The organism is Undibacterium sp. FW305-107 (genome assembly GCF_058788535.1).
Map to the genome: position 1 here is coordinate 28,634 of NZ_JBYTAV010000006.1, position 19,706 is coordinate 48,339.

General features: G+C 52.0%; 18 protein-coding genes. 12 read left to right on the top strand and 6 right to left on the bottom strand.

Features of this window, described 5'->3' with window-relative positions; translation table 11 throughout:
- The first annotated feature begins 72 nt into the window (after nucleotides 1-72).
- From argB to AC3WQT_RS14205, 5 genes are all read left to right on the top strand, one after another.
- The gene (gene argB / locus AC3WQT_RS14185; protein WP_492704603.1) at nucleotides 73-1,005 is read left to right on the top strand and encodes an acetylglutamate kinase; all 933 of its coding nucleotides are present in this window, start codon (nucleotides 73-75) and stop codon (nucleotides 1,003-1,005) included.
- A gap of 33 nt (nucleotides 1,006-1,038) precedes the next feature.
- A complete protein-coding gene (locus AC3WQT_RS14190; RefSeq protein WP_492704604.1) occupies nucleotides 1,039-1,737 on the top strand; it encodes a pyrimidine 5'-nucleotidase in 699 nt (232 codons plus the stop codon).
- 118 nt (nucleotides 1,738-1,855) lie between these two features.
- A complete protein-coding gene (gene slmA, locus AC3WQT_RS14195) occupies nucleotides 1,856-2,431 on the top strand; it encodes a nucleoid occlusion factor SlmA (protein WP_492704605.1) in 576 nt (191 codons plus the stop codon).
- A gap of 82 nt (nucleotides 2,432-2,513) precedes the next feature.
- Complete coding sequence (locus tag AC3WQT_RS14200) at nucleotides 2,514-3,287, top strand: helix-turn-helix transcriptional regulator (RefSeq protein ID WP_492704606.1); 774 nt, start codon at nucleotides 2,514-2,516, stop codon at nucleotides 3,285-3,287.
- Nucleotides 3,288-3,327: 40 nt separating this feature from the next.
- The gene (locus AC3WQT_RS14205; RefSeq protein ID WP_492704607.1) at nucleotides 3,328-3,771 is read left to right on the top strand and encodes an Mpo1 family 2-hydroxy fatty acid dioxygenase; all 444 of its coding nucleotides are present in this window, start codon (nucleotides 3,328-3,330) and stop codon (nucleotides 3,769-3,771) included.
- On the opposite strand, the gene AC3WQT_RS14210 is transcribed toward AC3WQT_RS14205, so the two are convergent.
- A complete protein-coding gene (locus AC3WQT_RS14210; protein ID WP_492704608.1) occupies nucleotides 3,768-5,051 on the bottom strand; it encodes a diguanylate cyclase domain-containing protein in 1,284 nt (427 codons plus the stop codon). The two genes, AC3WQT_RS14205 and AC3WQT_RS14210, sit on opposite strands and share 4 nt — an antisense overlap.
- Nucleotides 5,052-5,457: 406 nt before the next feature.
- Between AC3WQT_RS14210 and pabB the strand changes: the two genes are divergently transcribed.
- The 7 genes from pabB (at nucleotide 5,458) to AC3WQT_RS14245 (ending at nucleotide 13,483) form a co-directional block, all read left to right on the top strand.
- On the top strand, nucleotides 5,458-7,323 hold the full coding sequence (pabB, locus tag AC3WQT_RS14215) for an aminodeoxychorismate synthase component I (RefSeq protein WP_492704609.1): 1,866 nt from the start codon (nucleotides 5,458-5,460) through the stop codon (nucleotides 7,321-7,323).
- 240 nt (nucleotides 7,324-7,563) lie between these two features.
- A complete protein-coding gene (locus AC3WQT_RS14220) occupies nucleotides 7,564-8,727 on the top strand; it encodes an ABC transporter substrate-binding protein (protein ID WP_492704610.1) in 1,164 nt (387 codons plus the stop codon).
- A gap of 263 nt (nucleotides 8,728-8,990) precedes the next feature.
- Nucleotides 8,991-10,040, top strand: coding sequence for a branched-chain amino acid ABC transporter permease (locus AC3WQT_RS14225; RefSeq protein WP_492704611.1), 1,050 nt, complete (start codon nucleotides 8,991-8,993; stop codon nucleotides 10,038-10,040).
- Nucleotides 10,040-11,869 carry a branched-chain amino acid ABC transporter ATP-binding protein/permease gene (locus AC3WQT_RS14230; RefSeq protein WP_492704612.1) on the top strand — a complete coding sequence of 610 codons (1,830 nt, stop codon included), beginning with the start codon at nucleotides 10,040-10,042 and terminating at the stop codon, nucleotides 11,867-11,869. The genes AC3WQT_RS14225 and AC3WQT_RS14230 overlap by 1 nt, the downstream gene beginning before the upstream one ends.
- Nucleotides 11,869-12,672 carry an ABC transporter ATP-binding protein gene (locus AC3WQT_RS14235; protein ID WP_492704613.1) on the top strand — a complete coding sequence of 268 codons (804 nt, stop codon included), beginning with the start codon at nucleotides 11,869-11,871 and terminating at the stop codon, nucleotides 12,670-12,672. The genes AC3WQT_RS14230 and AC3WQT_RS14235 overlap by 1 nt, the downstream gene beginning before the upstream one ends.
- Nucleotides 12,673-12,690: 18 nt before the next feature.
- On the top strand, nucleotides 12,691-13,056 hold the full coding sequence (locus AC3WQT_RS14240; RefSeq protein WP_492704614.1) for a hypothetical protein: 366 nt from the start codon (nucleotides 12,691-12,693) through the stop codon (nucleotides 13,054-13,056).
- Between the two features lie 34 nt (nucleotides 13,057-13,090).
- Nucleotides 13,091-13,483 carry a VOC family protein gene (locus AC3WQT_RS14245; RefSeq protein WP_492704615.1) on the top strand — a complete coding sequence of 131 codons (393 nt, stop codon included), beginning with the start codon at nucleotides 13,091-13,093 and terminating at the stop codon, nucleotides 13,481-13,483.
- A gap of 3 nt (nucleotides 13,484-13,486) precedes the next feature.
- Here AC3WQT_RS14245 and AC3WQT_RS14250 read toward each other — a convergent pair whose 3' ends face one another.
- The 5 genes from AC3WQT_RS14250 to AC3WQT_RS14270 all read right to left on the bottom strand — a co-directional run bounded on the left by AC3WQT_RS14250 (nucleotide 13,487) and on the right by AC3WQT_RS14270 (nucleotide 19,691).
- Entirely contained in the window at nucleotides 13,487-15,661 is a 2,175-nt protein-coding gene (locus AC3WQT_RS14250) for a S41 family peptidase (RefSeq protein WP_492704616.1), read from the bottom strand.
- A gap of 218 nt (nucleotides 15,662-15,879) precedes the next feature.
- Complete coding sequence (locus tag AC3WQT_RS14255) at nucleotides 15,880-16,689, bottom strand: spermine/spermidine synthase domain-containing protein (protein WP_492704617.1); 810 nt, start codon at nucleotides 16,687-16,689, stop codon at nucleotides 15,880-15,882.
- Between the two features lie 26 nt (nucleotides 16,690-16,715).
- Nucleotides 16,716-17,360, bottom strand: coding sequence for a glutathione S-transferase family protein (locus tag AC3WQT_RS14260; protein ID WP_492704618.1), 645 nt, complete (start codon nucleotides 17,358-17,360; stop codon nucleotides 16,716-16,718).
- 30 nt (nucleotides 17,361-17,390) lie between these two features.
- On the bottom strand, nucleotides 17,391-18,149 hold the full coding sequence (locus AC3WQT_RS14265) for a HesA/MoeB/ThiF family protein (RefSeq protein ID WP_492704619.1): 759 nt from the start codon (nucleotides 18,147-18,149) through the stop codon (nucleotides 17,391-17,393).
- 42 nt (nucleotides 18,150-18,191) lie between these two features.
- Nucleotides 18,192-19,691 (bottom strand): S41 family peptidase, encoded by a 1,500-nt coding sequence (locus AC3WQT_RS14270; RefSeq protein ID WP_492704620.1) that lies wholly within the window; start codon nucleotides 19,689-19,691, stop codon nucleotides 18,192-18,194.
- Nucleotides 19,692-19,706: the final 15 nt, after the last annotated feature.

Below are 19,706 nucleotides of genomic sequence, written 5' to 3' on the forward strand. Positions count from 1 at the left end.
TGGGCTCAAATCCTGTAAAATTCAGGCTTGATGAAATAACCCACTATCATACCTTCAGGATATACCGTCATTATGAGCGATTTGAACGCAAACACGACAGAAGAACTTGCACCGGAAGACCGGCTGGCAGGCGTGGAACCAGCCATCAAGGCTGAAATTCTGGCGGAAGCCCTGCCTTATATCCGTAAATTCCACGGCAAAACCATCGTCGTCAAATACGGTGGCAATGCCATGACAGAAGAACGCCTGAAGCACGGCTTTGCCCGTGATGTCATTTTGCTCAAACTGGTAGGCATGAACCCGGTGGTTGTCCATGGCGGCGGCCCGCAAATTGATAATGCGCTCAAGAAAATGGGCAAGCAGGGTACTTTTGTCCAGGGTATGCGTATCACCGATGAAGAAACCATGGAAGTCGTTGAATGGGTACTCGGTGGTGAAGTCCAGCAGGATATCGTGATGCTCATCAACCACTACGGTGGTCAGGCAGTAGGTCTCACCGGTAAAGATGGTGGCCTGATCCGTGCCCGCAAGATGATGATGCCTGATCGTGAAAATCCAGGTGCCATGCTGGATATCGGTTATGTCGGTGAAATTGATGCCATCAACCCTGCTGTCGTTAAAGCCCTGCAGGATGATGCCTTCATCCCTATTATTTCCCCTATCGGTTTTGGTGCAGATGGCCAGGCTTACAATATCAATGCAGATCTGGTCGCAGGCAAAATTGCAGAAATTCTGAAAGCTGAAAAGCTCATCATGATGACCAATATCCCTGGCGTGCTCGACAAACAGGGCAACCTGGTGACCGATTTGTCTGCCCGTGAAATTGATGAAATGTTTGCTGACGGCACCATTTCTGGCGGCATGCTGCCCAAGATTTCTTCTGCACTCGATGCTGCCAAGTCCGGCGTGAATACCGTGCACATCATTGATGGACGTATCGAACATTCGCTGTTGCTGGAAGTCTTGACCGAGCAAGCCTTCGGTACCATGATACGCAGCCACTGATGATGAAAGCTATGCTGCTGGAGCGTCAGCCTCATGCCTGGACGCTCTGAGCCCTTGTGGCTGTTTGACCTGGACAATACGCTGCACAATGCTTCACATGCGATTTTCCCCGTCATCAGCCAGAACATGAATGCCTTCCTGGCGCGTGTGCTGGGGGAAGATGGCAAACCGGCAGATGCTGAACGGGTAAATGCTATCCGTCAGCAATACTATGCCCGCTATGGCGTCACCATGCTGGGCATGGTCAGGCACCATGGCGTCAGGGCAGATGAATTTTTGCACGAGGTCCATCATTTCGATGACCTCAGTAGCATGATCAGGTATGAGCGCGGTTTAAAAAAATTATTACGTCGTTTGCCTGGCAAAAAGATTTTGTTGACCAATGCGCCGCGCGTGTACTCTGGCCGGGTACTCAGGCACATGGGTTTGCACAAGCATTTTGATGCGCATATCCCGGTTGAGGCCATGCGTGTGCATGGGCAACTGCAACCCAAGCCTTCGCGCCCTTACCTGCGCAAGCTGCTGGCAACTTATGGCAAACAGGCAAGAGACTGCGTTCTTGTTGAAGATAGTGTGGAAAATTTGCTTGCTGCAAAGCAAGAAGGTCTGCGCACAGTCTGGGTCACAGGGTATACTCCTGCCCATCAGCGTAAAAGAGCTGCCGCCTGTGCCGACGTCAAAGTAAAATCCGTCATACAACTCGCCCGTCATATTCATCGTCTGCGCGCCTGACATCAGGAGCGCGGAAAATGTGGTTGGGGATTGCGCACTTGCTGGCTGGTCTTTAGAATCACGCCCCGGATGTGGCTGAATTGCTGCATTTCCCCTTTTGAATCCACTATTTGACATTATGGCCAGCACCAAACCCGGCGAACGTAAATTACAGATACTCCAGACGCTGGCGGCGATGCTTGAGCATCCCAAAGGTGAAAAGGTCACGACCGCTGCACTGGCTGCCAAAGTAGCCGTGTCTGAGGCTGCGCTGTACCGTCATTTCGCCAGCAAGGCGCAGATGTTTGAAGGCCTGATCGAGTTCATTGAGGCATCCATCTTTGGCCTCATCAACCAGATCAATGAAAGCCAGGAAGATGGCATGGTGCAAGCCCAGTCCATCATCAATATGCTACTCAATTTTGCCGAGCGCAATCCCGGCATGACCCGTGTGCTGATCGGCGACGCCCTTGTGAATGAAGATGAACGCCTGCAACTGCGCATGAACCAGCTGGCAGAACGCATGGAAATGGCTTTCCGTCAGTCTTTGCGCCTGGCTGCCAGCCAGGGCCATTTTGCTGAAGAAGAGGCGCAAGCCCGTGCCAGCCTCTTGTGCAGTTTTGTCATGGGCCGCTGGTTACGTTTTGCCAAGACCGGTTTCAAATTGCTGCCGACGGAGCAGGCGACCATGCATATCGCCTTGCTGTTGCGCTGAACCTTCCAAGCCAATTGCACTTCATCGCCAGCTGACGCATCATAGTCCTTGTTTTCGGAACAATGGATGCGCATAGCTGCTCATGAGACTGCCTCAGCAACCCGGACGTTTATTTCTATGGCGTGGAGCCGCCCTGGTGATTTCACCGGGCATAGATTCGTCCCTGCATACCCATTTTGCATTGCAACTCACTTACGGGCTGGAGCGTCCGTTTCGTGCGCGTCTACAGGCAGAGCATGATTGGACAGAAACCAGCAGCGCCAGTTTTTCACCGCATGATGCTCACCAGATAGACAGCGATGGCGGCATGCTGGCACATCTGTTTCTCGAAATACCGGAAGTGGTCAATACTAATGGCACTGATTTGCAAGCTGCATTCGGGACGCAACCTGAATTTCAGGCTTTGGTAGCCAGTTTCTCTGACAATCGTCACCAGTCGCTGGATATGGCGGCCGCCCTGCATATACGGCAAACCTGGCAAGCTTGTGCCTTGCCGCACAGCCAGACCAATACTTCACTTGATAGCCGCATCCTCAGTGCACTGGATGCCATTGCCGCCAGCCATGGTGCAGATTGTAATGGCGAGAGCCTGGCCAGGCTCGTGCACTTGTCCGAAAGCCGCTTTACCCATTTATTTCGGCAGCAAACCGGCATGTCCCTGTCACGCTATCTGCTATGGTCACGCATGGTGGATGCAGTAGCGGCAGTTGCCCAGGGCAATAATATGACGGCGGCTGCCCATGCCTCCGGCTTTGCTGACCTCGCACATATGAGCCGTACCTTCCGCAGCATGATGGGGGTGGCACCCTCAGAACTGCACAGGATGGCGATTGCGTTCAAGCAGGATGCTATTTGATGGATTACTCTGAGGGTATAACAATATCCGGGAGACCCTCATGCAACAAGCAAATCAAAGACAGATAGAACAATTGCTGGCGAAATACAGCGAAAGCCATCTGAACCCCACCAATGAACTGATTCACTTTGTCTGTGTACCTGCTATCGTGCTGTCCTTCCTGGGCCTGATCTGGGCCGTGCATCCGCTGGCAGCGCTGGCAACTACCATATTGTCGCTGGTCTATTACATGACACTCTCAGTGCCATTTGCCGTTGGCATGCTGGCCATGTCAGGCACGATGCTGTGGATACTCTCGCAATTGCCCCAGCACCTGATGTGGCAAACCTCACTGGGTATTTTCGTGATTGCCTGGATAGGCCAGTTCATCGGCCACAAGATAGAAGGCAAGAAACCTTCTTTCTTTGATGACTTGCGTTACTTGCTGATCGGCCCTTTGTTTGTACTCAGTTTTTTATATCGCCGATTACATATCGCCTACTAAATGCTAAGTTGTACGGCTTGCGAAGTCTTGGGCAAGTCATTGCTATACATGCGCCAGGTATTGCGGCCGCTGGCCTTGGCGGCTTTCAGTGCAATATCGGCATGATGCAAAAATAGCCGCTGCTCTTTGGCATGCAGAGGGCAGCAGGCTATACCTATGCTGGCGCTCAGCAAGATCTGCTGGCCGCGCAGTGTCATGGGCTGGTTGATGGCGTGAACCAGCCTTTCCGCCAGATGCTCGACTATTTCCAGACTGCCCACGTTTGGCATGATGGCAGCGAATTCATCACCATCAACACGGCATAAAGTGTCGGTGCTGCGCAAAACGCCGCACAGGCGGTTCGCCATGGTCGCCAGGATCAGATCCCCGGCATCATAGCCAAAGCTTTCACTCAGGCCTTTGAAGTGATCAAGATCGATGAACATGAGGGCGGCCATTTCTTCGTCAGCCACGGCATCTTCCAGGCAATTACTGAGCAACCTGTGGAAGTAATGGCGATTTGGCAATTTGGTCAGGCTATCGTGATTATTCAAAATCGCCAGGCGGCTATCGGCTTCGCGCCTTTCCTTGGCCTCGCTTTGCATATCGTTTTCCCAGGCTTCCATACGGGCGAGCATGAGATTGAAATGCATGTTCAGGCTACCCAGTTCATGTTCCGGGTCCTGTGGGGCACGCAGGCTGTAATCACCCAGTGTCGCCACTTTTTCTGCAATCACGCTTAATTCCATGATGGGCTGCATGGAACGCAACTGCCGGGTGGTCAGCCAGTAAGCTGCCAGCGCAGTGATAAAGACGGACAGGAAACCGGCTATCAGCAAAAACAACAGCACATGCTGGTACAGCGGCCAGGTACTGAGCTGCAATTGCACCTGACCAATGACCGTGGTGCCGCTCACTACCGGGCTGATCGCGCTGAAATTGCTGAGGTGGTAGTCCACCGTATGACGCCTGAGCAGAGTCGCAGCCTCTATGCCGCTGGTTTTGATCAACTGCGCCTGGGGGTTCCAGGCCAGCATGGGTTGCCCGTTTCTGTCATACACATGGGCTGTCAGCATGTCTGGCGTATTGGTAGCATTCAGCAGCAGGCTTTGCAATTGCCGCATGTCATTGGCAATCATGGCGTCCGCCATATTGCTGGCGAGGATGTCAGATTTATACAAAGCTTCCGAACGCAGGTTTCTTTGCAAAAGATAACTGGACAGTATCAGGCTCAAGATCAAGGCAGCCAGCATCGCCAATGCGATTGCCTGCAAATTCTTTCGAAAAATGCGTTTTGCCATTGGTAGCCTGAAGTAAGTGTTTTGCATGAGAAAGCTAAGGAATTGTCCGTTGGAAATGCTGTGCGATAAATGATATGAGCGACTATACCTTTGTGCCAGAATGATGTCATCAGGACTTACGCAAAACTGCCCCAGCTGCATTGCAGCTCCTGGCCGTACAGTGCTACTGTCGTCGTCGCTGACGGTGTAGTCGGGGTTTCAAGCAACATGTTGCTTGCCGACGTAACAAACAACTCTTGCAAGAGTTGTTTCCCTCAGTGACAGCCTTGCTGGAACAATTTTGCGTAAGTCCTGAAATCCGTACCCAATACTTTTACCCTAATTGCAGGCTTTGTGCGCTGCTTTATGCAGAATCCTGCATCTGCGAGTAAACTGCGGCACATCTTTATAGTTAGCTTGAATCCGCGTGTCAGATTTTTCCAACAATCCTGTCTTACCATTTTCTCTGCCTCAGGCGGGGGAGTGCTTTGCCCTGCTTGATGATGCCCATGCAGCAGTGCCGCAATCCCGCTTTTATTGCGACTTGCAGAACATCCTGGTTTGCAGCACAGCGCAAGAATGGCCGGCATTGTGGCGTGATGCAGAATTGGCGTTGCAACAGGGCAGTTTTGCCCTGGCCCTGCTGTCTTATGAGAGCGGTGCGCAATTGCAGGGTATCGCTGAACACGCGGCACCAGTTGTGTCACGCCTGCTTTTGTTCAGGCAATGTCATATCCTTGATAGCCAGCAAGTCACTGCATTTTTGCAAGCGCAGGCAGCGCCGGATGCTGTTGCCGGGATAGCTGGCATACAGCCCAGTGTTGATGCCAGCCACTTTGAAGAATGCATAAACAGAATCAAGGAATACATCGCTGCTGGGGATACCTATCAGGTCAATTACACTTACCGCCTGCATTTTGACAGCTATGGCACGCCCGTAGCACTCTACAGCCGCTTGCGCCAGCGTCAGCCCGTGCCTTACGGTGCGCTGATCTGTTTACCTGATGGCGAGGCGATAGTGTCGCTGTCACCTGAATTATTCGTACGCCAGCAACTGGGTAAACTGCTGGCGCGCCCGATGAAGGGTACGGCGGCCGCAACTGGCGATACAGAGCAGGATCAGCGTCTGGCAGCCGAACTTGCCGCCGACACAAAAAACCGCGCAGAGAATCTGATGATCGTTGACCTGTTGCGTAACGATCTGGGCCGTATCGCCAAAACCGGCACGGTCAGGGTACCCAGGTTATTTGAAGTGAATCGTTTTTCCAGTGTCTTGCAAATGACGTCAACAGTAGAGGCAGATTTGCAGGATGGCCTGAATCTGGAACAGATACTGACTGCCTTATTCCCTTGCGGTTCGATTACCGGGGCACCCAAACACCGCACCATGCAAATCATCCGCGAGCTGGAAGCAGAGCCGCGTGGTTTGTACACCGGTGCGATAGGATGGTTTGATCCGCCTGCGCAAACTGGTGCAATAGGTGATTTTTGTTTGTCCGTACCGATACGCACTTTGCAATTGCAAGCGCCGCTGGATGATGCGGAGCCTGCACTGCGCCTTGGTGTGCTGGGGGTAGGCGCAGGCATAGTCTATGACAGCGTGGCCCAGGAAGAATATGCAGAATGCCATTTGAAGGCGCGCTTCCTGACGGGCCTGCCGCCACAGTTTGAACTGTTTGAAACCATGCATGCAACGCAGGAAGAAGGTTGCCGTCATCAATCAAGACATTTGCATCGCCTACAGGCATCGGCGCAGTATTTTGGCTTTGCCTGGAATCACGAACAGGTCAGGTTGAAATTACGACAAGTCTGTGATGCCCTGCCTTCTGCCATACCGCACAGGTTGCGTCTGGCCCTGAAGCCGGATGGCGCACTTGATGTGCTTACTGCAGTGTTAAGTCCCATGCCAGCCAGCCCCAAAGTCATGCTGGCAAAAACTGCCAGTGACAGCCGTAATTTGTTCCTGCGCCACAAAAGCAGTTTGCGTCAGCAATATGACCAGGCATGGCAAGCTGCAGAACAGCAGGGCGCATTTGACATGTTGTTTTTTAACGAAAGAGGGCATTTGACTGAAGGCGGGCGCAGCACGGTCTTGTTGAAACTGAATGGCAAATGGCTGACTCCCCCGCTGGCAGATGGTGTCTTGCCAGGTATCATGCGGGCGATCTTGCTGGAAGATAAGCGTTACCAGCTTACAGAACAGGTCCTGACGCTGGGCGATGTGCAGGCAGCAGAGCAAATCATGCTGTGCAATTCTCTGCGTGGTGCTTTTGTTGTTGAATTGATTAACTAAATTGAAAACAAGGCTTGCTGGATAGTCAAGAAAAAGCTGCCAATACTTGCCTATCTGAAGTATAAAGATGAATTCCGCCTTTAGCCTTGGAAATTGATCCAGCTTAAATATTGTGCCTGTTCGTAGGAAAGGTTACACTGGAAAAAAATTAACCGACCAAGCGGTCGGCAAATTGCATTTTTATTCATATTGATTAGTATTGATTAATATTGCAGATAATCGCAAAACAGGAGACTACCCATGAAGAAACGGTTTTTACTGGCGGCTTTGCCTGCCATGTTATCGCTGGTGTTGGCAAGCAACGCCTCTGCTCAGATCAAGGTTGGCGTCAACGTGTCGGCAACTGGCCCCGCAGCTTCTTTGGGCATTCCTGAAAAAAATACCTTTGCCTTGCTGCCAAAAGAAATCGCTGGCAAGAAGATAGAATACATCGTTCTCGATGATGCATCCGATACCACCACGGCAGTAAAAAATGCCCGTAAGCTGATTGCAGAAGACAAGGTCGATATCATCATCGGTTCCACCATCACGCCAAATTCCCTGGCCATGATCGATGTGGCGGCAGAAAACGAAACGCCGATGATTTCCATGGCAGCTTCTTCAGCCATTATTTCACCTGTTGATTCCAAACGTTACTGGGTATTCAAGACCCCGCAAAATGATTCACACATGTCGACGGCGATCACCGGCCACATGAATGACGTCGGCATCAAGACGGTCGCTTTCATTGGCTTTGCCGATGCTTATGGTGAAGGCTGGTTCAAGGAGTTTTCCAAGATCGCTGAGTTGCGCAAACTCAAAGTCGTCGCCAATGAACGCTTTGCCCGCAGCGATACTTCTGTCACTGGCCAGATCCTGAAAATCCTGGCAACCAATCCTGACGCGGTATTGATTGCCGGTGCGGGTACTCCAGCAGCCCTGCCACAAAAGACCTTGAAAGAGCGCGGCTACAAAGGCAAGATTTATCAAACCCACGGCGTCGCCAATAATGACTTCCTGCGTGTCTGCGGCAAGGATTGTGAAGGCACCTGGTTGCCAGCTGGCCCATTGCTGGTGGCAGAGCAATTGCCAAATGATAATCCAGTCAAAAAATCTGCCATGCGCTATGTCAAAGCCTATGAAAAAGAATATGGCGCAGGTTCTGTCTCCACTTTTGGTGGCCATGCCTGGGACGCCAGTCTCTTGCTGGAATCAGCAGCAACTGTGGCTTTGAAAAAAGCACAGCCAGGCAGCAAGGAATTCCGCGCGGCCTTGCGTACAGCGCTGGAAAATACCGTCAACCTGCCAGTCTCGCACGGCATCGTCAATATGACCGATACTGACCATCTGGGTTTCGATCAGCGTTCCCGCGTCATGGTGCAAATCGTCAATGGCAAATGGAAATTGATCGGTCAGGCGAACTGATAGTTGGATGGATGTATCAAGGGAGCTGCGGCTCCCTTTTTGTTCGGCCCAAAGTATGGGGGCCATGCTTGAACTAGTAAGAACCTGTTTGCGATCTTAAGCGCGTGCACAATAGGAGTTTATGCGGGGATCATGTGCTGCTCAAAATGCTCATGTACTAAAGTACATTCCGCTTTTTGCGCTGCACTTTTGTTACCCTTACCCCGCTGACGCCCGCTCGCTACAGATCGTAAACAGGTCCTAAGCAAGAAAGTCAGGTTTACATGGATTTTTCAATTGCCGCCATCCTCGCCCAGGACGGTATTACCAGTGGTGCCATCTATGCCTTGCTGGCATTGGCGCTGGTGCTGGTGTTTTCCGTCACGCGGATTATCTTCATACCGCAAGGTGAATTCGTTGCCTTTGGTGCACTCAGTCTGGCAGCGATACAGACTGGCAAATTTCCGCATTCTGCCAGCCTGTTGCTGGCCTTTGGCTTGCTGTGTCTCGGCAAGGAAGTATATTTGCAGGTGCGCAGCAAGCAGCCTGTGAATGCCAAGGCGCTGGCTTTGTCAGCCGGCAAGCTGTTGCTGTTTCCACTGGCAGTCTGGTTGTTGGCGCGTAATGTCGCCGCGCAAGAATGGCCGTTGTTCGCTCAGGTTCTTTTGGCGCTGGCGATAGTCGTGCCCATGGGGCCGATGATTTACCGTCTGGCGTATCAACCTCTGGCAGAAGCCAGCACTTTGGTCTTGCTCATCGTTTCTGTTGGTGTGCACTTTGCCCTGACTGGCATGGGCCTGGTGATGTTTGGTGCCGAAGGTTCACGCACTACGGCTTTCAGCGATGCCCGTTTTGAACTCGGTGCCATGCAAATCTCTGGCCAAAGCCTGGTGGTCATTGCGGTGTCGGCCCTGTTGATAGGCGCACTGTATTTTTATTTTGAACGCAGCCTGTCTGGCAAGGCTTTGCGTGCTACCGCCGTCAACCGTCTGGGTGCGCAACTGGTGGGGATAGGTACCACGCAAGCTGGCCGTCTGGCATTCACCCTGGCCGCAGCCATGGGGGCATTGTGTGGCGTATTGATCGCCCCGATGACAACGGTGTATTACGATGGCGGCTTTTTGATCGGCCTCAAGGGTTTCGTCGGTGCCATCGTTGGCGGCCTGGTGTCATACCCGGTCGCGGCAGCAGGTGCACTGCTGGTGGGTTTGCTGGAATCGTACTCATCTTTCTGGGCCAGTGCCTATAAGGAGGTTATCGTATTTACCCTGATTATCCCGGTCTTGCTGTGGCGTTCACTCTCCAGCAAACACACTGATGAGGATGAAGAATAATGAAGACACTCCTCACCAACGGTATCAAACACGGTAAATGGGTATTGCTGGCACTGGTATTGCTGTTCCCCTTGCTGCCTGTGCCTGAATTCTGGATCACCCTGGCCAATTACATAGGCCTGTATGCGATCGTGGCACTCGGCCTGGTCTTGCTGACCGGGGTAGGCGGCATGACCTCTTTTGGCCAGGCAGCTTTCGTTGGTCTGGGTGCTTACTCCACCGCTTACCTGAGTACTGCTCTTGGCTATTCACCCTGGCTGGGTTTGCTGGCTGGCCTGGTGCTGACCATGGCGGCAGCGCTTGCTATCGGCCTGATTACCATGCGCCTGTCTGGCCATTACCTGCCACTCGGTACGATCGCCTGGGGTCTGTCACTGTTTTTCCTGTTTGGTAATCTGGAATTTCTCGGCAAATACGATGGCCTGAATGGCATACCGCCGATAGAAATCGCAGGCCTTAAACTCGATACTGGACGCAGCATGTTTGGCCTGATCTGGGTGATCTTGCTACTATCTATCGTTGCTATACAAAACCTGCTGCAATCACGTCCTGGCCGCGCCATCCGTGCACTCAAGGGTGGTGGTGTCATGGCAGAAGCCATGGGTGTCAATACGGCGCGCATGAAGGTCATCATCTTCGTCATTGCTGCCATGCTGGCCAGTGTCTCCGGCTGGCTGTATGCGCATATGCAACGTGCAGTCAACCCTACACCCTTTGGTTTGAATCAAGGTATTGAATACCTGTTCATGGCCGTGGTTGGTGGTGCAGGACATGTCTGGGGTGCCTTGCTGGGTTCGGCCCTGCTGACACTGTTGAAAGACAAATTACAAAGTATCTTGCCTGCACTGCTGGGCGCGAATGGTAATTTTGAAGTCATCGTGTTTGGCGTCTTGCTGGTCTTGCTATTGCAACGTGCGCGCGATGGCGTATGGCCTTACCTGGCCAGCGGGAGCAAGCGCCTGTTTGTCAAATGGCTGCCAGAAGACAAAGGCATACAGGTCGCTGCAGATGCGGCGGTATTGCCAGTGCGTGCCAAACCAGCAGTTGATACTGTTATCCTCGAAATCGACAAGGCGCGCAAGCAATTCGGTGGCCTGGTTGCTGTCAATGACATGCAGTTCACCGTCAGTGCCGGACAGATCGTCGGCCTGATAGGACCGAATGGTGCAGGCAAATCGACCATGTTCAATCTGGTCACCGGTGTTTTGCCCTTAACCAGCGGTGCCGTGCGTTTTTATAAGGATGGCAAATTGCAGGATATCGCCAACCTGCCATCGCGTGAAATCGTCAAACTCGGCATAGGCCGCAGCTTCCAGCATGTACGTTTGCTGGCCAGCATGACAGTCCTGGAAAACGTGGCGATAGGCGCGCATCTGCGTACCAAGGGCGGCGATGTCATGGAAGTCATCGCCAGCATTTTACGACGCGATGGCAAGATAGAAAATTCCCTGCTGGCCGAGGCAAAAAGGCAATTGGAGCGGGTAGGTCTGGCACATCTGATCAATGAAGAAGCAGGCAGCCTGGCCCTGGGCCAGCAACGCATACTTGAAATCGCCAGGGCACTGTGTTGCGACCCCAGCTTGCTGTTACTCGATGAACCTGCCGCCGGTTTGCGCTATAAGGAAAAACAGGAACTGGCCGAACTTTTGCGCAAATTGCGTGCAGAGGGCATGAGCATCCTGCTGGTCGAGCATGACATGGATTTCGTCATGAACCTGACCGATCAACTGGTGGTCATGGAATTCGGTACCAAGATTGCCGAAGGCTTGCCACAAGAAGTACAACAGAATCCGGCAGTGCTGGAAGCTTATCTGGGTGGGATAGATTGATGACGAATACAAATTCTCCAGAAACCGCGCCAGCGGTTTTGGCAAGTACGTCCCTGTCTGAACCGGCTTTGTTGCACACCAAAGACCTGCAAGTGTTTTATGGCAAGGTCGAGGCTTTGCAACCAGCCAATATACGTGTCGGTGCCGGGCAGATCGTCACCGTCATTGGCCCGAATGGGGCAGGCAAATCGACGATGCTCAATGCCATTGCCGGTGCCCTGCCTGCAACGGGCAGTATGCGTGGGCAGATAATATTGGCCGACAAAAACCTCGCCAGCGTCAGCATAGAAAACCGTGTCGCGCAGGGCATGTCGCTGGTGCCAGAAAAACGCGAACTGTTTGCCAGCATGAAGGTAGAAGACAATCTCTTGCTGGGTAGTTATCGCCGTTACCAGGCTGGTGAAAAAAATTATGCTGATCAGCTCGATGTGGTGTTTGATCTCTTTCCACGTCTGAAAGAAAGACGCACCCAGGAAGCAGGGACGCTGTCCGGTGGTGAACGTCAGATGCTGGCAGTAGGCCGGGCCCTGATGGCCAAGCCACAATTGCTGATGCTGGATGAACCCAGCCTCGGCCTGGCACCACTGATCGTCAAGGAAATTTTCCACATCATCCAGCGCCTCAAGCAAACTGGCGTTGCCATCTTGCTGGTAGAACAAAACGCCCGCGCTGCCTTGCAGGTAGCAGACTATGCCTATGTGCTGGAAACCGGGCAAATCGCGCTGGAGGGTGATGCCGCAGAACTGGCGAACGACCAGCGCGTGATTGATACTTATCTGGGACTGGCCAAGAAGAATCACTGATGCCAGCAGGACGCAGAAATGAGAGTATTGATTACAGGATCTACCAGTTGGGAAAGCCAGGCCGCAATACGCCGTGAATTGGCTCGGTTGCCTCCAGCAACCATCGTTGTTACTGGTGATACTCCCGGTATTGATGCTCATGCCAAAGTAGTTGCATTGGAATTTGGTTTTGCGGTCGAAGCCATGAAAAAAAACAATGCCGACTATCGTGCTTTTCCCGGTGAAGGGTGGAAGGGCTTGAATGTCCGGATGCTGGCGACGGGCATAGACCTGATGCTGGCTTTTCATGCCGATTATAGCAAACCCGGTTGTGCCCGTGGCACACACCATGCGGTAGAACTGGCTGAGCTGGCACAAATACCGGTTAAAATTTTCACGCAGTAGGCGACAGTGATCACAATAGTGCAAAGGAAAAACCATGATCTCTCATGTATTCATAGGCATCCATGACTTCAGCAAGTCTTTTGCGTTTTACTCTGCACTCATGACAGAACTGGGACTGGTATTGAAATTCAAGGATGCTGACGAACCCTGGGCAGGATGGATGGCTGCTGATCAGCCACGCCCGTTGTTTGTTATTGGCAAGCCTTTTAATGGTGAACCGCCGCAGCACGGCAATGGCCAGATGGTGGCACTGCTGGCGGCATCACGCGCGACAGTACAGCGCGCCTATGCAGCGGCGCTGGCACTTGACGGTACATGCGAGGGCCCACCTGGGCTGCGCCCGCACTATCATCCCAATTACTATGGCGCGTATTTTCGCGATCCTGATGGCAACAAGATTTGCGTTTGCTGCCATCATCCTGAGTAATGCTTATTTACCAGTTTCCAGAAAAACCATCGCCCGCTCCAGCACTTCATCTTTCCCTGCCCTTATGCCTGCCAGCGTGGGAGCAATCTTGATATCTGGCTGTATACCTATGCGTTGCAACTGACGGCCATCGGCATGCCGCACGTCATGACCGGAGAAACCAAAATATAAGGCTCCGGGCAAATACGCACCGGTGATATCTCCGTTGGCACCAGCGCTGTGTGTGCCTATATAGGTCAGTGGTGCTAATGATTCTATGATCAATCCAGTATGCTCGGCAGCGCTTTGGGTCTCTTCATTGATCAGCATGACCAGCTTGCCGCGATACAAGTCTTGTGTTTTTCTTCTGATAGTTTGTTCAAAGCTATAGTAACCACCACCCTGATCACCTTCAAACGCCGAGACCAGTGGACGGCGGAACTGGGCCACTACATTTGCCTGTTTCACATTCAGTCTGGGAGCTATTTTCCATACTGAATTACGTGGATAGCCACGCATATCGAATATAAGTGCCTTGCTGTCCTTGATTGCCTCAAACATGGCATTGACATCGGCTCCTTCGAGCCGGTCTAGGTCTACATAGGCGATATCCTTGTTGAGCATTTTAAATACTGGCGCGGTATTTTCAGGAGCCTCAGTATCATTCACGCGTGGCAGATGTATCTCGTGCTGATTGCCTGTGCTATCTGCGATGAGCAAGCTTGCCACACTTTTTTCCTGACCCACTAGCAGGTTGGCAAGTGCATCCCTGATCCTGGTTTCCGGGTTGGATGCAGAGATGGTCTTTGATAGTTGTTCAATTTTCTCCCCGACTGCCACTCCGTCTATTTTGAGGATGATGTCACCCACATGCAAGTCAGGGTTTTGTTGCAGACGTGAGTCTGTAATCTTGCTGATGACCACTTGCTTGTCTATCATGAGCAGATTCATTGCCAGCCACGCTTTGCCAAAATATTCTGTACTGATACGATTCCTGACAAAGACGTGGCTGTCTTGCAAATTGCTAGCCATCTCTGCCATCGTCAAGGCATATTCCACTGCGTTGTTGACGTCTGCAATACGCTTCAGGTAGATGGGTAACTGATCCGACCAGGCTTTGTCCATCAAATGCTTATAGGGGAAGAAAGTCTCGGCAATCGCCCATAATTTGATCACTGCCAACTGTCGCCAGGCCAGGTCGGGATAACGCATGTCACGATAAGGTAACTCCAGTGCTCTGACAGCCACGCCGGAACTTGCCTGATAGCGTATTGCTGCACCAGGTTTGCGCTTGCCCTGTAATAAGCTCACTGCCCTGTTGATACTGGTGCTGGTTTTTGCAGTGGATGTATCTGGCGCTATCTCTGCATCTGCAGCAAAACCGGTGGTGCCATCGGCATAGATCAGGTCTGCCTTGCTGTATGTGACTGAGACTTCGCCAGCGATGACCTGACGTTTGGCAGGCATAAACCAGCCTGGCGTAGTTTTCCCCTGTGCCAGTATCCATGCTTTGCCAGTTTTTTGCAGTGCCAGTACAGCAGATGGAACAAGGCTGGCCTGGTTAATCATGAACACCATAGGCAGTGTTTTATTGGGCTGTGTCTGCGCAAGAGGATTAATGGTCTCTGCCTCCATGGTTTGTAGCGCTGAAAAATAGCCGCCGCTGTTCATTCCCTTTTGTGGAGCGAAGCCAGAGTGCACGCGGATTCTTTCAGTCGGCAAGATAAGAGGTGCAGTAATCCAGTGTGCTAAAAGGGAATTCAGATTTTCCGTGTCGTACCAGCCATACTGTGCAGGCCGCAAATCGATGATGAGACCCTTGGCCCGGCTTTTGATTGCATCCCTTGCCTGCAGCAGTTTTGCGTAGTCAGGGTGATCATTGCTCGTGATCTGTGGCTCATGCAAATGCAGCAGGGCGATATCGCCACTCAACCATTCCAACAGGTCCTGATTTGCAGGCAAGACAAGTTGATGCGATTCATCTGATCGATCATTGTCACCCACTACTGATATCTCCGCCGCAGGGTCATTCAAGGTGGCCATCATGCTGGCAAGAGCATCACGCAATTCTTGCTTTGACTTCGCTGCCTGAACCTTGGGCAAAGCAGTTACCAGAGCCTTATCCCAATCAACATTACCTTTGGTCAGCGCGGGGTGACGCCACTTGATGTCGCACCAGAGCTGCGCAAGATCGCGCAATCGTATTTCTTGCTGATTCAGGGGTTGTGCATGCAAAGGCAGGCAAAAAAATTGGAGGGAACACGTAAGGATAGCGAAAAAGCGAGCGCAGTCTTTCGCCGTAATAGTTAAACACATAGAGATAGGTATTGAGAAAGATACAGAGAATGGCGTGAAATAAACGTAATTAAATAAACGCCAATAAATCCGGGCGTGAATGCCCGCAGGATTATGGCACATCAAGTATGCTCAATCATCCATTCCTTCAAGCCATTTACCCATTTCGCTGCGGGTAATTTACAGGCCAGGCGTATCGCTGTTGCGCGTTCATACAAGTCTTCAAAATCTACTGCGGGGGCTTGTTTGAAGGCGATGGCGACGGTGTTGGCATCATGTACCAGCGGTAGCCAGACCACCGCATCAAAAGCTTCTTGCAGGGCGGCGAGATTGGCAGTGCAATTCGCTTCATAGTTATGCGGATTGCCAAACAGGTTAACGGTCAGCATGCCATCTTCATTCAAGGTATTGGCACAGGCCTGGTAAAAAGCAGCGCTGCTCAGTGCGGGGGCATCGGCAGCGGCATCATATAAATCAATTTGCAGTACGTCGGCCTGGCCGTGGTTGGCGCTATCGTTGACATAGGCTAGCGCATCCATGCACAGGACTTGCAGGCGCTCATCATTGACCGGTAATTTGAAATGCTGGTGACAGCTCGCGATGACCTTGGGGTTCAGTTCTATCGCAGTGACCCTGGACTGTGGAAAATTACGGTAGCAAAACTTGGTCAGTGATGCTGCACCGAGGCCTAGCTGTACGATATGTTGTGGCTCGTGTTTGAACAACATCCACATCATCATTTGCTGCACATATTCCAGCTCTATCTGGTCTGGCATGGCCATGCGCATGGCGCCCTGGATGGCATCAGAGGATAGATGCAGGGTACGTACACCCTGGTATTCGGCAATGCTGACGTCAGGCAGCTCCGTGCCGGCTACCTGATTTGCCTTGTATAAATTCAAACCCATCTTTTGCATTAATTTCTTAAGCACGAATTTCTAAGCATTAGTTGCAGATATCAGGCCCGGGTTTTTGGCCATGTTTCCAGGCCTTCGATTGCCACCATCTTTTGCCAGCTCGGGCGGGCGATGACGAGTTGTGCCAGTTTGCTCAGCGCAGGCCATTCAGTGGCCGGGCGTGGCATATTGCGTGACCAGCGCATCAGCATGGTCAGTTGCAGGTCAGCGCCAGAAAAAGTCTCGCCCAGCAGATAAGGGCCATTCTTGCTCAGGTGCAGGTCAAGCTGATCCCAGATGGCAGCGATACGTTTTTGCAGAGCGGCTTTGGTGGCTTCACTATGCTCTTCAAAACCCAGTTCGGCAGGATAAAACCAGGCACGGAAAGTCGATTGCAGGCTGCTGCTGATGAACACTATCCATTGCCGCCACTGATCGTGTTCCACGCTGCCCATGGCTGGTACCAGGCCCGCTTCCGGGTGACGTTCAGCCAACAGCATCAACAGCGCGGCTGATTCGAGATAAGGACGATTATCAATGACCAGGGTAGGCACGACACCATTTGGATTCAAGCGCAGGTACTCTGGATCTTTTTGCTGGTTCTTTTCTACATCGACCAGTTTCAATTCATGGTCAGCCCCAATTTCCAATAAGGCCAGATGAACGATCATGCTCGCTGTGCCGGGGCAGTAATACAAAGTATACATGGCTATCCTTGATGAGTTTTTAATACGGCTTTAATTCGGGTGAACTTGTCCGCAAACCAGGCATTGCAGATTCTTGCTGATACCTATGCTGGTCCAGTCCATGCGCAAGGCATCCAGCAACAGCAGACGGCCTGACAGTGCCTGGCCTATGCCCATGATGACTTTCAGCGCTTCGGCAGCCTGCATACTGCCTATGATGCCTACCAGCGGCGAAAACACACCCATGCTGGAACACAGTACTTCTTCAAACGGCTGGTCAGGCGGGAACAGGCAGGCATAGCAAGGGGATGCTTCATCACGACTGTCAAACACACTGATCTGGCCGTCAAAACTGATAGCTGCACCAGATACCAGCGGTACGCCAAATTTGACGCAGGCAGCATTCACGGCATGGCGGGTAGCGAAATTGTCGCAACAATCAAGGACGATGCTGGTCTGGCTGACCAGTTCTTCCAGACGTGCACCGGCAGCCCGCTCTTGCAGGGCGATGATGCTTATTTCGGGGTTGATCGCTTCCAGAGTGTGCTTGCCTGAATTGACCTTGGCCATGCCCACTGCTGCCGTGGTATGCATGATCTGGCGTTGCAGATTGGTCAGGTCCACGCTGTCATTGTCGACCAGGGTGATGTGGCCTACCCCGGCGCTGGCCAGATACAGGGCTGCAGGTGAACCCAGGCCGCCGGCACCGATGATGAGGGCACGTGCCTCAGTGATTTTTTGCTGGCCTTCTATACCTATCTGGTCCAGCAGGATATGACGGGAATAGCGTAAGAGTTGCTGGTCGTTCATCGTTGTAAAAAAGGCCGCAGTATGCGGCCTTTTTGTCAGGTCTTATTTTTTCTTGATATCGGTTTTATGGTCGGCTTTGTCAGTTTTAGCTGGCTTGTCAGCGTCCTTGCTGCTGTTTTTGCCGTCTTTGTCCTTGCCTTCCTTGTCAACCACCTTGGCTTCAGTGACTTTTACCGGCAAGCCTTTCAGATGATTCAAAGCCTGGGCCAGTTGGAAGTCTTCTGCACTACCGTATTCGAGCGGCTTGATTTTTTTCACCAGTGCGGCCACACGCTGTTCTTCTTCCGCTTCATCGACTTTAGGACGGGCTACTTCTTTTTCCTTGTCGTTCGTCAAATGCTTTTGCAAGTCCGCTTCACGGGCACGCAAGCCATTGATGCCGTCACCGTCTGCGGTTTCTTCAACGTTCAGGTCAGGAACAATGCCCTTGGCCTGGATAGAGCGACCATTTGGTGTGTAATAGCGGGCTGTAGTCAGCTTGACTGCGGTATCTGCAGAAATCTGACGTATGGTTTGTACCGAACCCTTGCCAAAGCTCTGGGTACCAATAATGGTAGCGCGTTTGTAGTCTTGCAAGGCACCGGCGACGATTTCAGAAGCAGAGGCAGAGCCGGTATTGATCAATACCACCATAGGCACATTTTTGATCGCTTCTGGCAATTTCGCCAGCGGGTCGCTCAAAGTACGGCCAGAATAGTATTCACGGCGGGCATAGAAAGTCGCTTTGGAATCTTGCAACTGACCATTGGTAGAGACCACAGGCACATCCTTGGGCAGGAAGGCGGCTGAGACACCAATGGCACCAGGCAAGACGCCGCCCGGGTCATTGCGCAAATCGAGTACCAGGCCTTTGATGGCTGGGTCTTGCGCATACAGGGTCTGGATTTTCTTGGCCATGTCTTCGACGGTCGGTTCCTGGAACTGGGCAATTCTTAACCAGGCATAACCAGGCTCAACGATCTTGGCCTTGACGCTTTGCTGTTTGATCAGTTCGCGGGTAATCGTGACGACGATGGGTTTATCTTCCGTTTTACGGAAAATAGTCAGGGTGATCTTGGTATTCGGCTCACCGCGCATACGCTTGACGGCTTCATCAAGCGTCAGGCCTTTGACAGGTTGGGAATCAAGCTTGGTGATCAGGTCACCAGGTTTCAAACCTGCACGGTAGGCTGGAGAATCTTCAATCGGGGAGACGATCTTGACATAGCCGTCTTCCATCCCGACCTCTATACCCAGGCCGACAAATTTGCCCTGAGTACCTTCTTTTAATTCTTTATATGATTTCTTGTCCAGGTAGGCTGAATGCGGGTCCAGTGAAGCCACCATGCCGGAAATTGCTTCCGTCAGCAACTTATTGTCTTCCACCGGTTCGACATAGTCAGACTTGATGAGGCCAAATACTTCTGTGAGTTGACGCAATTCTTCTACCGGCAGGAAATTGCCTGGGGTTTTTTGCGCCACTGCCGAAAACTGCATGGAAACTGCCACACCGGCAACCATGCCGAGGCCAATTAAACCAAAATTCTTGAATTTGCTGCCCATGTGATTCACCTAAAA